The following is a 16,236-nucleotide window of genomic DNA, read 5'->3' on the forward strand; positions in this document are numbered from 1 at the left end:
GCGGGCTGGTGCAGTAGAATTGGCCTGGCATGTGCGCTGTCGCGGCTCACCCCTATAGAAGCTTGATCTTTGGGTCGATTTTGATCGGGCTCGGCGGATTGCTCTCCTCCCAGGACTTTCGCACCGATGTCCGGGTGGTGGAAGTCACGATCATCGCCCGGGACAAGGGCAGCCAAAAGCCGGTCACTGGCCTTACCAAAGACGATTTCACTCTCTTGGATGCAGGGCAGAAGCAGACGCTGACGGCTGTCGAGACGTTTTCGTGGCGCACCGGCGCTGTTCCCGAAGTGCAGCCTGTCTCGGGGTGGCTGACTAACCGGAAAGTCGGAGTGGCCGCGGACGGACCGCCAGTGATCGCCGTGATGGTGGACGGCTACAATTCGCGTTTTGAGGATACTCACGATGCGATGAAAGCCGTGAGAAAAGTACTCGAGAATTCGGCCTGGAAGGGCGCGATCTTCGGGTTGTTCCTGGTCGATCAGCGTGGGATTCACGTTCTGCAGGACTGGACGGACTCGGCCGAAGCATTAGCCGCGCAGGCGCGGACTCGCGGAGTGTTCACCGCCTCGGGTGCCGATCCGCAGGGGCTTGCGCCGGAAGCGGGTGAGGTGGAAGAGCGGCTCCGATTGCTGCAGGCGCTGGGAGGAATGGAGGCGATCGGTGGGCATATGCAGTCGGTGCCCCGGCGGAGATCCATCGTCTGGCTGACCTCCGGTTTCCCAATGAACCTGGCGCTGAAGTATTCATCTGATTGGGAGCGTGCGATCGAGCGGCTGAGCGCTATGGATGTCGCTGTGTATCCCGTCGATGCCGCGGGATTGCGCCTGCTGCCCGGATTCAGTGCGAGTGTTGGGGCTTCGCAGGGCGCCCGCTGGCCCGGGCCTGGCGGCCGTGGAGGCAGAACGCGGGACAACATCGACATGATGCTCGAGATGGCCGCCCGGACTGGAGGCGTCGCCTTCTACAATTCGAACAATCTCGCCCAGGGGTTGAAGCAGGCGTTCGACGACGACCAGGTGGTCTATCGCTTGTACTTCCAGCCCAACCACGGCAAGTGGGATGGGCATTACCGGCGGATCGAAGTGAAGACGCAGAGGAAGGGTGTCGAACTGCGATATCGGGCAGGTTACCGGGCTTTCCCTGTCAACAAGGAGCTGGAACAGCGGCCGGTCGAAGTCCTGGCGGCTGCTCCCCTGGATTCCACCGGGATCGGGCTATCGATGCGCCTGCAATCGAGACCGGACGGCGTGGTGGCGCAATTGGTGGCCGATGCGGCCGGTTTGGAGCTGGAGCCCAGGAATGGGCTCTCGGTGGGGCGGTTTGAGGTGCTGGGCCTGCTGCTGCGCAGCGATGGGTCGCTGGCGAAAGACTGGAAGCAACGCTTCACGGTGGAATTCACGCCCGAGGCACTGGCGCAATTGAAGACGAACGGCTTCGCCTTTGAGCAGGCGGTGCCCGCTGGAGTGGAGTATGCGCGGGTAAGGATTCTCCTCACCGATCTCCGGAGTGGGAAGACGGGCTCGCTCACCGTGCCGGCGCTGGAGCCCGTCAAAAACTGACCCGGGTGGTTAGTGCTGCGGCGGCGGGACGATGCTCTCTCCGGCGCGGACGCCGTAGGCCGGGCCGAGGGTGCGGTAGTCGACTCCACTGCGGGCGTTCCAGTCCCACACGACTTTGCCGGCTCGCAGGGTGAGTTCGCACTGGAAACGCTGCTTGCCGGGGAATGTGCCTTTGTCCGAATCCATGAAGTTGAATTTTCCTTCATTCAAGGCGAAGGCGGCGACGTTGGCTTCGGCTCCGACGGTCAGGTGGCCTTGTTCCTCATGGTTGATCACCTGCGCGGGCCGCCAGGTGGAGCGCAGGATGACCTCGTTCAGCGGCATACCCATCGCCAGGAACTTAGACATGGTGGTGGGCATGTCCATCATGGCTCCGTTCATGCTGTCGGTGTGGAGGTCGGTGGAAATGGCATCGGGGTAGAAGCCCTGGGCGGTGGCCGGGACCGCGTTGCGCCAGGCGAAGCTGCCGCCGCCGTGGCCAGTATCGAAGATGACGCCGCGGTCGCGGGCCTGTTTGAAGTAGCTGAAGATCTTGCCGTTGGCATCGAGCCACGGGACGGTGGCCCGGAAGGCGTGGGTGGAGATATCGCCGGGCCGCAGCTTCTGGGTGACGAGCTGCCAGTAGGGGCGCTCGGGCTTGAAGTAGCCGAAGTCGACCATGATCGGTTTGTTCATCAGGCGGCCGGCTTCCAGCGCCTTGTCGACGGCGGTCCAGGCGGGCGATTCCCAATGCGCGGTTTTGACGCCGACGACGACGTCCGGAAACTTCTTGGCGAGCCGGGCCAGTTCTTCGGGCTTCATGTCCTCGGGGTGCTGCTCGACGATGTTGGTCATCATGCCCAGGCCGGCGATGTTGATGAAGGCAAAGATCTTTGTCTTGGCGCGGTCGATGACGGTGAGCTTGAAGACCTCGAAGTTGCGCCAACCGGAGCTTCCGGCGTCGGCCATGGCGGTGACTCCGGTGCGGAAGCTGAAGTCGTCGGGGCGGACGCTATTGTCTCCGGCCCAGGCGTCGGCGATGCCGGTGGTGGCGAAGACGTGGGCATGGATGTCGACCAGGCCGGGCGTGACGATCAGGCCGGAAACGTCGATGACCTTGGCGGCATCGGAGGCGGGCAGGTTGGGGGCGACGGCGGCGATTCTGCCATCCTTGACGGCGACGTCCATGAGGGCGTTGATGTTGTTTTTCGGGTCGATGACGCGACCACCTTTGAGCAGCATGTCGTACCTCGATTGCGCCCACGCTGAGGCGGTAAGCAGCAGAATCAACGCGAGTCTCATGGGGACCAATATAGGACGTGCCGGGGGTAGCCTGCTGGCCTGGGCGGATTAAGATAGTCCCGTGGCCTGGATCCTGCTGTTTCTAATGATGCTGCCGGCGGCGGCCGAACCGCGGCTGCTGCTGAACCGGGAAGATGTGGCGCGCATCAAAGCCCAGGCGCAGGCGCAAGCAGTAGTGCAGCGGCTGATTCAGCGAGCCGAGAACTGGCCGGCGGCGCATGTCGAGAACTACGGATTGAAGGAGTGGGCCCTGCCGGCGGAGGGCGCCGGGTGGTCGCATGCCTATGTTTGTCCTGTGCATGGGACGCGGTTGAAGCAGACCCGAGGGCAGAATCTATGCCCTGTCGATGGAAAGGACTACCACGGCTGGCCGGTGGACAACGTGGTGTACATGCAGCGCAATGCAGACAATGCGGCGGCTGTGCGGGATCTCGGGCTGGCGTATCTGCTCACCGGGCGGGCTGAGTTTGCAGCGAAAGCCCGGCGGATTGTGAACGCTTATACAGCTTTGTATCCGACGCTGCCGGTTCACGACAACAACAACAAGTTAAACACGCAGTCGGGCGCGCGGGTGATGTCGCAGACACTGTCGGAGGCGAGCTGGCTGGTGCCGCTGGTATTCGGGTACGACCTGGTGCGCGACACGCTGCCGGCGGAGGAGCGAATTGGGTTCGAACGTTCAGTTTTGAAGAATGCGGCAGCGATTCTGACCGGGAACAACCGGGGCAAGAGCAACTGGCAGAGCTGGCACAACTGCGCGCTGTTGGCCATCGGGTTGACGGTGGGGGATCAGGAACTGGTGCGTGCGGCGCTGGACGGGCCGGGCGGATTCAAGTTCCAGATGCGGGAGAGCATCACGCCGGACGGACCGTGGTTCGAGGGGTCGTGGGGCTACCACTTCTTTTCGGTGGAGCCGCTGATGCTCACCATCGAGATGGCGAAGCGGGCTGGGCTGGCCCTGCCGGAGGCGGCGGCGTTCCGCAGGATGCTGGATGCTCCGTTGCGGGCGGTGTTCCCGGATGGCACATTACCGAACTTCAATGACTCCGGGTTGGTGAAGCTGGCGGCCTACGCGAAGCACTACAGCATCGGGTACCGGATGTTTGGCGACAGCCGGTATGTGCCGCTGGCGAAGCATGCGGGTTCCGACCTGGAGACCGTGCTGTGGGGTGCGCCGGTTCTGCCGGAGGTAGCGACTGTCGCGCCGGTGAGCGACCTGATGCCGGAGGCGGGGCTGGCAACGTTGCGGGTGCGGGAGAACGATCATGTCGTCGCCGTCAAGTTTGGGCCGCATGGCGGCGGGCACGGGCATTTCGACAAGCTGACGATCAACAGCTACTGGAACGGAGCGCAGCAGGCAGCCGATCCGGGCACGCAGGCCTATGCGGCGCCGACGCATGCGACCTGGGACAAGATGACGATCGCTCACAACACGGTTTCAGTGGATGAGAAGCCGCAGGCGGCCGCCACTGGCAAGCTGCTGGAGTGGGTGACGCTGCCATCGGCCACGGCAATCCGGGTGTCGGCGGGTGCGGCCTATCCGGGCATCGAGATGGAGCGGATGCTGGTGCATACGCCTTGGTACACGCTGGACCTGTTCGATGTGAAGGCCGAGGATGGCAAGCAGCACCAGTTCGACTGGATGTACCACAACTACGGGCAGATCTTCGGCGATTTGCGGTGGGATCAAGCTATGGGCCTTTCGCGGGTGAACGGATACCAGCACCTGAGCCATCCTGCCGCCGATCGTGGGGACATGGACTGGAGGGAGATCATCCGGCAGCAGCAGCTTGGCACGGTTGTTCATATGATCGGGTCGCCGGAGGGCATCGTGGTCGCCGGGACCGGGTTGGGGCCGGATCTGCAAGTGCCGGTACCGTTCCTGATGTCCCGGCGGCAGGCGAAATCCACACGATTCTCGGTGCTCTATGAGCCGATGACACAGGGCAGCTCCGTCCTGCAGTTCTCCAGCCCGGCGCCCAACGAGTTCCAGGTGAACGGTGGCGGGATGAACGACCGGATCCATGTGGAACCGGGGCGGTTTTCCGTGCTGCATGAGGTATTTGGGAAGCCGGTGCAGTTGGTGCTCTCCGGGATCGCGGAGACGGAGCTTCTGAAGCGGTCGCAAACTATACCAATTCAGGTGGACTGGTCGGACGACGGGGCGACGGTGGATTTGTTCATGGAAGGCACGCTGGAGGGGGCGGTGCGGATTACGGCTCCGAAGGCGAAGCTGATCCGGCTGAACGGGCGAAAGATCGAGTGCAGAGCGAACGGGCCGTACCGGTGGGCGTCGCTGCCGAATCTGGGCAACCTCGAGCCGTGCCAGTGATCAGGCTTTGGCGAGGTGTTTCTTTTTGCACTCTTCGGAGCAGTAGTAGAACGTCTCGCCCGAGGAAACTCGTTTGATCGCAAGGCCTTCACTGACGTAGGTGCCGCAGACGGGGTCTTTGCGCAAGGTTCCGCCGGAAGGCACGCGGGGCGGTTGGGGGGTGGCTCCGGCCGGCTGGCTGGTGTTTTTGAAGGCGAACGAAGTGAAGGCGCGCGCCAGCAGCCCGATGATGCCGCGGATGAGCGGCACCACGAACAGGAACGCGAGCAGGAGACCAAGGAAACGCAGCATCTCACTCCTAAGATACGAGAAACGGAGGGGGGAGTTCTGTGATTCGGTGCGGAGGGGCGAGGCGGGCCGGGCATCGCCGGGTGGGATTGAGGTTGAGTCTGGATTAAATAAGCACCACCCCAAGGCGGTGGGTGCTCTTCTCGTGTACCTTGGAATTGAGACTTCCAGGTATGCTAAGGCAGACATTTCTCTTCCTCTCCCGTCATCAGAAGTTGCGCCGCTGGTTCGAAACCTCGAGTCAGGCGCATAAGCTCACCAGCCGGTTTGTGGCCGGCGAGACGCTGGAAGAAGTGATGCGGGTGGTGAAGGAACTGCAGGGCGCCGGGACGTTGTCGACGCTCGATCACCTGGGCGAGAACGTCACTACGGAGCAGGAGGCTGAGACCTCCAGGAAGTTCTGTGAGGAAGCCTTGACGGCGATTGCCGCCTCCGGGTTGCCGGCGACCATCTCCATTAAATTGACCCAGTTAGGATTGGATTTGGGCGACGAGGTGTGCCGCCGGAATGTGGACACGCTGGTGGCGAAGGCGCATGCGATGGGCAGCCGGGTGGAGGTCGACATGGAGTCCAGCGAGTATGTCGACCGGACTTTGAACCTGGTGCAGCACTTCCAGCGGGAGTATGGCTGCATGCGGAGTGTCCTGCAGGCTTATCTGTTCCGGACAGACGAAGATGTGCGGCGGATGTGTGCGCTGGGCGTACCGATCCGGCTCTGCAAGGGTGCTTACAAAGAGCCGCCGGAGATTGCTTATCCGAAGAAGTCGGACGTGGATGTACGGTATCTGCAACTGGCGGTGATGCTGCTGGATGAGGGCGCGTATCCGGCGATGGCGACGCACGATCCGCGGATGATCGACGGGATTCTGGCGCATGCGGCGCGGTCGGGGCGGAAGCCGCACGAGTTCGAATTCCAGATGTTGTATGGCGTGCGGCGGGACTTGCAGAAGATGCTGGTGCAGCAGGGATTCCGGCTGCGGCTGTATGTTCCTTACGGCGACTCCTGGTATCCGTACTTCATGCGGCGGCTGGCGGAACGGCCGGCGAACGCGTTCTTCGTCGCCAAGAACATGCTGCACTCCTGAATTTGCAATTCATTTCGGAACTACCGCCTACCTGCCAGCGTCTAACGGGTGAAGACAGGAGGCGCATGAAGTACTGGACTTACTTCGTCGCGAAGCTGGTTGCCGGGGCCGCTGTGCTGGATTTGCTTTGGTGGGGCGTCGCGGCTGTCATGCCGCCACCTGAGACCTTCATGCGCCAGCAGGTCAAGGCGTTTCCGCAGGACCTGCGGTGGACCAGCGTGATGTTCCTTTTCTGGCTGCTGGCGGCCAGCCTGGTATATCTGATTGTCTGGGACCAGAAAGGGCGCTGCCGGACGTGCCTGCGCCGGCTGCGGATGCCGGTGGAATCGGGCAGTTGGAGCAAAGCCACTCTTTTCAATCCCCCCAGGACGGAATCGATCTGTCCGTATGGCCATGGGACGCTGGAGCAGCCTGAGGTGCACACCTCGGGCAAGCGGCCTCCGGAGTGGAAAGCCCACGGCGATATGTGGCAGGAACTGGAAGAGTTGGACAGCCGCCGCAAGTAATTGGGGCGTGCGACAATAAAGGGCGAGATCCACTTTCCGTGCGTATACAGGTTCCCCGCAAAGCCCTCCTCGTCCGCTTCTTTCTACATCCCGTTGGAAAAACGCTGCTGGCCCTGACTGCCCTTGGTTTCGTCGTTTTCGTCGGCGTTTTCAGCTACTACTGGGTGCAGTATTCGCGGTTGATCGACCAGAAGCTGAAGGAAGGGCCGTTTACCGAGACCGCTCAGTTGTTTGCCACGCCCGAGCCGATTGCGGTGGGAGACAATCTGTCGGCCGACGAACTGGTGGCTTTGTTGAAGCGGCGCGGATACACGGAGTCGCGCAGCAACCGGCTGGGCTGGTATCACGTGCGGCAGGACGGGGTGGAGATCTTCCCGGGCGTCGACGCGTATATCAACAGCGAGCCGGGGGTGGTGTTCCTGAGCGGCGGCGTGGTGTCGAGGATTATCTCCAATCGGGACAACACGGACCGGCAGCGCTACTTCCTGGATCCGGAACTGATCACCAATCTGTTTGACCGCAAGCGCGAGAAGCGGCGGCTGGTGCGGTATGAAGACATCCCGAAGATCCTGGTCGAAGCGGTGATTTCGATCGAGGATAAGCGGTTTTTCGAACATTCCGGGTTCGATCCGCTGCGAATCCTGCGGACGGCCTGGGTGGATGTGACGCAGAACCGGCGGTACGGTGCGTCGACCATCAGCATGCAGACGGCGCGCAACCTGTGGCTGACGCAGGACAAGACGCCGCAACGCAAGGCGGCCGAGGTCCTGATCACGCTGCAGATTGAGCAGAAGCTGACCAAGGAGCAGATCTTTGAGTTCTACTCCAACCAGGTGGACCTGGGGCAGCACCGCAGTTTCGCCGTGCACGGCTTTGGCGAGGCGGCGCAGGTTTACTTCTCCAAAGACATCCGCGAACTGAGGCTGGAAGAGGCAGCGCTGCTGGCGGGCCTGATCCAGCGACCGAACTACTTCAATCCCTACCGCCACCCGGACCGGGCCATGCAGCGCCGGAACATTGTTCTCAAGCTGATGCGCGAGAACGGGTTCATTACGGATTTGCAGTTCATCGAGGCGACCAAGGCGCCGGTGAAGGTGGTGGAAGGCGGAGCGGAGTCGACCGATGCGCCCTACTTCGTCGACCTGGTGAACGACGACCTGCAGGAGAACTTCTCGGACATCGATTTCCAGACGAGTTCGTACAGGATCTACACGACGCTGGACATGAAGCTGCAGCGGGATGCGGTGGAAGCCGTGAACCTCGGCATGGCCGAGGTGGACAACCTGTTGTCGAAGCGGAAGAAGAAGTATCCGCAGGCGCAGGTGGCGATGCTGGTGCTGGATCCGCGCACTGCGGAGATCAAAGCCCTGATCGGCGGCCGGAACTACGGCGCCAGCCAGCTGAACCGTGTGTTGTCGAAGCGGCAGCCGGGGTCGGCGTTTAAGCCCTTTGTCTACGCCAGTGTCCTGAGTTCAGCGTTGGAAGGGCAGAATACCTCGGTCACTCCGGTGACCCAGGTGGTGGACGAGCCGACGACGTTCTTCTACGACGGCCAGGAGTACGAACCCGGGAACTATCACGGCGCCTTCTACGGCCTGGTGAACATGCGCCAGGCGTTGTCGAAGTCGATGAACATCCCGACCGTCAAGTTTGCTGAGATGGCCGGCTATGGGAACGTGGCGGCGCTGGCGCGGAAGTCGGGCATGGAAGGGGTGCGGGCGACCCCGGCTCTGGCTTTGGGCTCATACGAAGTGACGCCGCTGGACATTGCCGGGGCCTACACGATCTTTTCGAACGGCGGCGTGTACACGAAGCAGAACCTGATCAAGGAAGTGCGCAGCTCGTCGGGCGGGCTGATCCACGAATACCGGCCAGTGCGGCGCCAGGTTTTGGACCCGCGGGTGAGCTACATGGTGGTGAACCTGATGGAAGAGGTGCTGCGATCAGGCACGGGCGCCGCGGCCAGGTCGCGCGGCTTCGGATTGCCGGCGGCTGGAAAAACGGGCACATCGCACGATGCGTGGTTTGCCGGCTTCACCTCAAAACTGCTTTGTATTGTATGGGTTGGCTTCGACGACAACCAGGAGCTGCCGCTCGAGGGCGCGCAGGCGGCGTTGCCCATCTGGACAGAGTTCATGAAGCGCGGGCATCGCTATCGTGAGTACCGCGGGGTGCAGCAATTCGAAGCTCCGGATGGAATTGCGACGGTGGATATCGATCCGTTGAGCGGCCAACTGGCGACAGGTTCGTGTCCGAATCCGCGTCCCGAGGTGTTTATTGCAGGGACCCAGCCGGTGGATTTATGCCACCTGCACGGCGGCGGCGGGCGGACCCAGGTGGCCAGTTGGGACACTCCGGAGCCGGCCGCGTCGGCCCAGGCGCCGTCTTCCTCGGGGTCTCGCCCCAGTTCACGTCCCTCCCGGTCGAAGTCCGAAGAACCTGTTGCAGATGCAAAACCTTCACAACCGCAACCCAAGCCTGAAAAGAAGGGTATCGGCGGCTGGTTTCGGGCTATATTTAAGTAGACCATTGAATCGAGGAGGGCCGTATGTGGTCCAATCGCCTGATCGGTTCCTTTGTATTCATCGCTTTGACGCTGCCGGCGGCCGTTCTGGCCCAGGACATTCGCGCGGATGTGCGCGACGCCAAACCGGTGGTTCCCTCACCTGCCGCATCTCCTTTGACGCCGGAGGCTCGAGCTGACATCTTCATGGCGCGAAAGATGTATCGGGAGGCCGTGGAGACCTATCTCGAAACAAAGCCGCCGACTGCCATCGTTTACAACAAAGTTGGGATTGCCTACCACCAGATGTCGGATCTGGACACGGCGCGCAAATACTACGAGCGTTCGCTGAAGCTGAACCAGAAGTATGCCGAGGCGATCAATAATCTCGGAACCATTCATTACGCGAAGAAGAACTATCGCCGCGCGGTTTCGACGTATCAGCGTGCGCTGAAGATCTCGCCGGACTCGGCTTCGATGTATTCGAACCTGGGTACGGCTTACTTTGCGCGCAAGGATTACAAGAAGGCGACCGAGAGCTATGAGAAGGCTATGTCGATCGACCCCGAGGTATTTGAGAGCCGGGGGTCGCACGGCGTGCTGCTGCAGGAGCGCTCGGTGACTGAGCGGGCCAAGTTCCACTACTATCTGGCCAAGACCTATGCCAAGGCCGGGCGCACGGAACTGGCGCTGCTGTACATCCGGAAGTCGCTGGAAGAGGGCTTCAAGGAGCGCAAGAAGTACATGCAGGACGCCGAGTTCGAGACCATTCGCACACTACCGGAGTTTGACGACCTGATGAAGCTGGAGCCGCGTGTTCTCTAGACGCCTTTTGTTGTGGGCGTTGGTGGTGATTGGTCTGGGCGGTGGCACCGGACTATTCCTGTGGAAGAGGTTGGCGCCTTCCGCCGCGCCGGAAACTGCGGCGTTGCGGGTCGCATTCCTGCCCTTCGAAAACCAGACAGGCGATGCTGCGCTCGATTGGCCGGAGCGATTGATTCCCCTGGCGGCGGGGCGGCAGTTGGCGACTGTCCCGAACCTCACGCCTATCTCCGCGAACAATGCCAATGATGCTGTATCGCTAGGCGCTACGCACCTGGTCTACGGCTACTTCACGAAGACGAATGCAGGGCCGGTGGTGCGCGCTTTCGTAGAGGATGCCAGGAACCGGGCAGTGGTGGTGCAGAAGGACTTGCCGGCCGGCCAGGCGCGCTGGGTGGACTTGATCCCGGGCATAACGGCGATGGCGGTGGAGCAACTGGCCCGCGGTGCCAAGACCACTGCGCTGGACCTGCACAACGACGAGGCGGCACGGAGTATTTCGGCGGCGCTGGGGGCCACTTCCGCCCAGGACGCCCTGGCGGGCTACGAGAAGGCGGTTGCCTCCGATCCGTCGTGCGGCTGGTGCTGGGAAGGCCTGATCGAGCGGCGCAGCAAGAGCGGAGACGTGGAAGGGGTTCTGAAGACCGTTGCGGAAAGCCGGGTGAAGGGCAGCGGCATGAGCGGCCTCAGCCGGGCGCGGCTGGACTTGGCCCAGGCTATCCTGACACGGAATTTGACTGAGCGGGCGGATGCGCTGGAGCGGATCACGCAGGCTCTGCCGGGCGATCCGGCTTCGCTACTGCAGTTATCGCAGGTTTATGTGGCGATCCGGCAGTTTGAGAAGGCAGAGTCGGCCGCACACCGGGCGATCCAGGTGGCGCCGCTGCAGGCCGAGTTGTGGAACAACTACGCCTACAATCTGGCTTATCTTGGTAAGTTCAAGGAAGCAAAGGCTGCGATTGAGCAATATGGGCGCCTGGATACGGTGACCGCCAATCCGCTGGATTCGCTGGGTGAGATTGCGTTAATGGGCGGCCAGTTTGCCGAGGCGGCGAAGGCGTTCCAGGCTTCCTACGAGAAAGACAGGAAGTATAACAACGGCGCGGCGCTGGAGAAATCGGCGCTGGCGCATTGGCTGAACGGGGACAAGCCGGCGGCCAAGGCGACGCTGCAGCGGCTGTTCGAAGACCGGGAGAAGCTGAGCGACGGCTGGCTGGAATTGAGCAAGGCGCGGTGGGAGTACCTGTTCGGGCAGACGGTGCAGGCGCGGAACCGGATGAAGGCGTTTGCGGCGCAGAAGGGGCATCCGGTGGCTCCGTTTGCGGCGGCGGTGCTGGCGCTGCATGCGTTGGCGGATGGGGACAATGCGGGGGCGGAGGAGGCGGCGCGCACGGCGCGTGCGACGGCATCCACACCGGCCCAGCGGGTCTACGCGGCAGTGGCGACACTGGCGCTGGATCCGGAATCGAAGCTGGTGCAGATTTCGGATGAGGGACTTAGGACGGAGGCCAGGGCGTTGGGGTTGACGGCGCGCGGCCAGTGGAAGCAGGCGGCGGAGGCGTGGCAGACGCTGCTGGCCAGGCAACCGGGCGGAACGGAGACTCCTTACCGTGAACTGCTGGCATTGTGCCTGACGCAGAGCGGGCAGGCGGGCCAGGCGGCGCCACTGGTGAGTGTCCGGTGGCCGGTTCTCACGGCGGAGCAGCAGTTGCTCTATGACTTCCTGATCTACCCGAATCTGTTCTACACGCGGGCTGAGGTTTCGCTGGCCGCCAAGAAGCCGGCGGAGGCGCAGCGGGACTACGACTTATTCCTGCAGTATGCGGGAGACCGGAACGACCGGTTTGGGCAGATCGCGCGGGCGCGGTCGGCGGCGCGGCTGTAACTGGCGCCACGCCGCCTGATGTTCAGTCGTGGGCTTCGAAGACTACGGTGACTCCACCTTCCGTGACGTGATAGCCGGCGGCGCGGTCGCGCTCAGGGTCTTCTCCTACCGAGGTACCTTCGGGTAGCTGTACTCCACTATCAATGATTGCTTTGCGGACACGGCAGTAACGGCCGATGTTGGCTCCGGGGAGCAGGATGGAATGGTCGACATCGGCGTAGCTGTTGACGCGGACGCCGGGCGAGAGGATGCTGCGGTGGACTCTGCCGCCGCTGACAATGACGCCGGGGGAAACGAAGGAGTCGGTGGCGACGCCCATGCGGCGGCCTTCCTGGGCAAACACGAACTTGGCGGGGGGCGCCTGGTGCATGCGGGTGCGGATGGGCCAGGCGGTGTCGTAGAGGTTCAACTCCGGCAGGACACTGACGAGATCGAGGTTCGATTCGTAGTAGGAGTCGATGGTGCCGACGTCGCGCCAGTAGCGGACTCGTTTGTTGTTGAGGTCGCGAAAGTCGTAGGCGATGACGCGGCGGCGGTGCAGCAGGTTGGGCAGGACGTTGTGGCCGAAGTCGTGGGCCGAGTTTTCGTCCGCGGCGTCTTCGCGCAGGGCTTCGAGCAGGACATCGGTATTGAAGATGTAGATGCCCATGGAGGCGCTGACCATGTTCTCCCCGAAGGGCGAGAGCACGGGGTGGCCATGTTGCGGTTTCTCCTCGAAGTCGTGGATCTGGTAGGTGACGGGATCGATGTCGGTGATGCCGAAGCGGGTGGCGTCGGGGATGGGCACCTGGAGCGTCGCGATGGTGACTTCGGCGTTATGGCGCTGGTGCCACGCGAGCATTTCGCGATAGTCCATTTTGTAGATCTGGTCAGCGGAGAGCACGATGACCTGGGCAGGCTTTTCGATGAGGACGCTCTCGAGGTTCTGGTAGACGGCGTCGGCCGTGCCCAGATACCAATCGGAGTGGACGCGGCGCATGGGTGGAATAACTTCAATGAACTCACCCATCTCGCCGGAAAAGAGACCCCAGCCTTCCCGCAGGTGGCGGGTGAGCTCGAGTGATTTGTATTGAGTGAGGCAGAAGATGCGGCGAAGGCCCGAATTCACGCAATTAGACAGGGTGAAGTCGATGATACGGTAGATGCCGCCGAAGGGCACTGCCGGTTTGGCCTGGTCGCGGGTGAGGGGGTACAAACGCTCACCGGCGCCGCCAGCCAGTAGGATGGCTAAGACGTTGTTCATCTACTTCCAGAATAGAGAGGTGTCCGGCGTGCTACAATCCCGCATATCCGTTCCCTGTCGAACGCACCCTCTGTGGCGGAAGTAAGGGTAATCACGACATGGTGGAAAGCGTTCTCCCAGCCCCGTTTCACAACTACCTTCTGAACTCGAGTTATGACGAGATGTTCACGAATGACGGAGAGGTGCGGCAGCACTACCGTCTTCTGCTGGACAAGATTCTCGAAATGCCGAGTGAGGAATTGCGCCGCCGGAAGCAGGCGGCGGATCTGAGTTTCCTGCACCAGGGGATCACCTTCACGGTGTATGGCCGCAGCGAGGGGACCGAGCGGATTTTCCCGCACGACCTGCTGCCGCGGATCATCACCGCGAAGGAGTGGTCGACGATTGAGGAGGGACTGACGCAGCGCATCACGGCGCTGAACATGTTCCTGCACGACATCTACCACGACCAGAACATCCTCGATGACAAGGTGGTGCCGCGCGAGCTGATTTATAGCTGCCCGCACTTCCGGCGCGAGATGCGCGGTGTGAACGTGCCGCGCAACAACTACGTCACGGTGATGGGGACGGACCTGATCCGGCTGCCATCGGGCGAGTTCGCGGTGCTGGAAGACAACCTGCGGGTGCCCAGCGGCGTGAGCTACATGCTGACGTCGCGGCAGGTGATGAAGCGTGTGTTCCCGGGCCAATTGCAGGAGTGCAGGGTGCGGCCGATTGATCACTACAGCCACGCGCTGCTGGAGACGCTGCGATCGCTGGCTCCGGAGGGCCGCACGGATCCGACGATCGTGCTGCTGACGCCGGGCGTATTCAACTCGGCGTACTTCGAGCATTCCTACCTGGCGCGCCAGATGGGCATCGAACTGGTGGAAGGGCGCGACCTGCTGGTGCACGACAACACCGTCTACATGCGGACGACGGCCGGGTTGCGGCGGGTGGATGTGATCTACCGGCGCATTGACGACGACTTTGTGGATCCGCTGGCCTTCCGGCAGGACTCGATCCTGGGCGTGGCCGGGTTGTTTAATGCCTTCCGGGCGGGCAACGTGACGCTGGCCAATGCGATTGGCACGGGCGTCAGCGACGACAAGGCCGTGTATGCGTACGTCCCGCGGATCATCAAGTATTACCTGGGGCAAGACCCGATCATCAACAACGTCGAGACCTACCTGATGGCGGAGAAGGACTCCAGGCAATACACGCTGGAGAACCTCGACAAGATGGTGGTGAAGGCGGTGGGCGAGAGTGGCGGCTACGGCATGCTGATTGGGCCGCACTCGACCAGGGAAGAGCAGGGCGAGTTCCGGAGGCGGATCATCGATAACCCGCGCAACTACATTGCGCAGCCGACGCTGATGCTGTCGCGGGCACCCACATTTATCGAAGGCGGCTCGATTGAGCCGAGGCACATCGATTTGCGGCCGTACATCCTGTCGGGTGAGAAGGTGACGATTGTGCCGGGCGGGCTGACGCGTGTGGCGCTGCGCAAGGGGTCACTGGTGGTGAACAGTTCCCAGGGCGGCGGCAGCAAGGATACGTGGGTGCTGGCGGACTAGGGTTGCGGACGATTGTGGACCGCGGGGTTTTGGCCATCAGCTATCAGCTATCAGCTATCAGCTATCAGCTGTCAGCTCGGGCTGGTTTCGCGGTGCACGAGGACCGAAAAACGCGGGGTTAGGGCCGCGGCAGTTTAGCTGAATGCTGAGCGCTGAAAGCTGAGCGCTCGGCTTCCAGCCGGCTTCTGAGAAAGGGCAGAATGCTTTCGAGAGTTGCAGACAGTTTGTACTGGATGGCGCGCTACCTGGAGCGGGCCGAGCACACGGCCCGTGTGGTGAACGTTCACATCAACCTGGAGCTGGAGCAGCCGCAGGATGCGAGCTTTGGGCGCTGGCCGCGGGTGCTGGAGTCGCTGGGGATGGACAAATCCTCGGCCCAGGAACTGGATCCGCACAGCCTGCTGCACCTGTTCTGCTTTGAGCAGTCGAACCCGGTGTCGATCATCAGCTGTATCCGGTCTGCGCGGGACAATGCGCGCCAGGTGCGCGAGCAGATCAGCTCAGAGATGTGGGAGCACCTGAACAGGCTGTATCACGAAGTGCAGTCGGCCGCCCAGGACGATTTGTGGACGGGCGATCCGCGTGAGTTCCTGGAAGCGGTGAAAGAGGGTTCCCTGTTGTTTCAGGGCGTGACGGATTCGACGTCGGGCCATGGGGAAGGCTGGCGGTTCATTCAACTGGGGCGGTTTCTGGAGCGGGCGTTCACGCTGGCGACTCTGGTGGATGTGCACTTCCGCTATTTCTCGGGAGAAGCGGCGATGCGGCCGGACGCGGGTCCGGACACGGCGGACTATCTGGAGTGGATTGGTGTGCTGCGCTGCGCGACGGCGTTTGAGGCGTACTGCAAGGTGTACACGGCGAAGATCGCTCCGGACCGGGTGGCGGAGTTCCTGGTGTTGAACGAGACATTTCCGCATTCGATAAGGTTCTCGGCGGATCGCGTGCAGTCGGCGCTGGATGCCGTGAGCTCGGTGTCGCCCAGCCGGCGCGGAGCGAAGGTGCAGCGTGTGACGGGCCGCTGGCGGTCGGCGCTGAGCTTTTCGCAGATCGATGAGATTATCGCCAACGGGCTTCACGGCATGATGTCGGATCTGAAGCGGCAGACGACCGAGATTCACTCGGGCATCTACAAGGCGTTTATCTCGTACCCTGTTGAGACGGCACTGGAGGCTTGAG

12 protein-coding genes are annotated in these 16,236 nt (G+C 62.3%); 9 read left to right on the forward strand and 3 right to left on the reverse strand.

Features of this window, described 5'->3' with window-relative positions; translation table 11 throughout:
- The first annotated feature begins 29 nt into the window (after window positions 1–29).
- Entirely contained in the window at window positions 30–1,559 is a 1,530-nt protein-coding gene (locus ACR9Y2_RS31455; RefSeq protein ID WP_435045842.1) for a VWA domain-containing protein, read from the forward strand.
- A gap of 9 nt (window positions 1,560–1,568) precedes the next feature.
- Here the strand turns inward: ACR9Y2_RS31455 and ACR9Y2_RS31460 are convergent, their stop codons facing one another.
- Window positions 1,569–2,840: an amidohydrolase/deacetylase family metallohydrolase gene (locus tag ACR9Y2_RS31460; protein WP_435045843.1), complete on the reverse strand. Its 1,272-nt coding sequence runs from the start codon at window positions 2,838–2,840 to the stop codon at window positions 1,569–1,571.
- A 61-nt stretch (window positions 2,841–2,901) separates the two neighbouring features.
- Between ACR9Y2_RS31460 and ACR9Y2_RS31465 the strand changes: the two genes are divergently transcribed.
- Window positions 2,902–5,172, forward strand: coding sequence for a heparinase II/III domain-containing protein (locus ACR9Y2_RS31465; protein WP_435045844.1), 2,271 nt, complete (start codon window positions 2,902–2,904; stop codon window positions 5,170–5,172).
- On the opposite strand, the gene ACR9Y2_RS31470 is transcribed toward ACR9Y2_RS31465, so the two are convergent.
- Window positions 5,173–5,463, reverse strand: coding sequence for a hypothetical protein (locus tag ACR9Y2_RS31470; protein WP_435045845.1), 291 nt, complete (start codon window positions 5,461–5,463; stop codon window positions 5,173–5,175).
- 170 nt (window positions 5,464–5,633) lie between these two features.
- Here ACR9Y2_RS31470 and ACR9Y2_RS31475 point away from each other — a divergent pair, with 170 nt between their 5' ends.
- The 5 genes from ACR9Y2_RS31475 (at window position 5,634) to ACR9Y2_RS31495 (ending at window position 12,261) form a co-directional block, all read left to right on the forward strand.
- Complete coding sequence (locus tag ACR9Y2_RS31475) at window positions 5,634–6,545, forward strand: proline dehydrogenase family protein (RefSeq protein WP_435045846.1); 912 nt, start codon at window positions 5,634–5,636, stop codon at window positions 6,543–6,545.
- A gap of 65 nt (window positions 6,546–6,610) precedes the next feature.
- Window positions 6,611–7,051 (forward strand): hypothetical protein, encoded by a 441-nt coding sequence (locus ACR9Y2_RS31480; RefSeq protein ID WP_435045847.1) that lies wholly within the window; start codon window positions 6,611–6,613, stop codon window positions 7,049–7,051.
- A gap of 38 nt (window positions 7,052–7,089) precedes the next feature.
- Window positions 7,090–9,576 carry a transglycosylase domain-containing protein gene (locus tag ACR9Y2_RS31485; protein WP_435045848.1) on the forward strand — a complete coding sequence of 829 codons (2,487 nt, stop codon included), beginning with the start codon at window positions 7,090–7,092 and terminating at the stop codon, window positions 9,574–9,576.
- Between the two features lie 23 nt (window positions 9,577–9,599).
- Entirely contained in the window at window positions 9,600–10,379 is a 780-nt protein-coding gene (locus tag ACR9Y2_RS31490) for a tetratricopeptide repeat protein (protein WP_435045849.1), read from the forward strand.
- Window positions 10,369–12,261: a hypothetical protein gene (locus ACR9Y2_RS31495; RefSeq protein WP_435045850.1), complete on the forward strand. Its 1,893-nt coding sequence runs from the start codon at window positions 10,369–10,371 to the stop codon at window positions 12,259–12,261. The genes ACR9Y2_RS31490 and ACR9Y2_RS31495 overlap by 11 nt, the downstream gene beginning before the upstream one ends.
- Window positions 12,262–12,283: 22 nt before the next feature.
- Here ACR9Y2_RS31495 and glgC read toward each other — a convergent pair whose 3' ends face one another.
- On the reverse strand, window positions 12,284–13,504 hold the full coding sequence (gene glgC, locus ACR9Y2_RS31500; protein ID WP_435045851.1) for a glucose-1-phosphate adenylyltransferase: 1,221 nt from the start codon (window positions 13,502–13,504) through the stop codon (window positions 12,284–12,286).
- A 98-nt stretch (window positions 13,505–13,602) separates the two neighbouring features.
- Here glgC and ACR9Y2_RS31505 point away from each other — a divergent pair, with 98 nt between their 5' ends.
- Both ACR9Y2_RS31505 and ACR9Y2_RS31510 read left to right on the forward strand, forming a co-directional pair.
- Window positions 13,603–15,060 (forward strand): circularly permuted type 2 ATP-grasp protein, encoded by a 1,458-nt coding sequence (locus tag ACR9Y2_RS31505; RefSeq protein ID WP_435045852.1) that lies wholly within the window; start codon window positions 13,603–13,605, stop codon window positions 15,058–15,060.
- A 200-nt stretch (window positions 15,061–15,260) separates the two neighbouring features.
- A complete protein-coding gene (locus tag ACR9Y2_RS31510) occupies window positions 15,261–16,235 on the forward strand; it encodes an alpha-E domain-containing protein (protein WP_435045853.1) in 975 nt (324 codons plus the stop codon).
- The last annotated feature ends 1 nt before the right edge of the window (window position 16,236 follow it).

It is taken from the genome of Paludibaculum fermentans, from assembly GCF_051172195.1.
Taxonomy (GTDB): Bacteria; Acidobacteriota; Terriglobia; order Bryobacterales; family Bryobacteraceae; genus Paludibaculum; species Paludibaculum fermentans_A.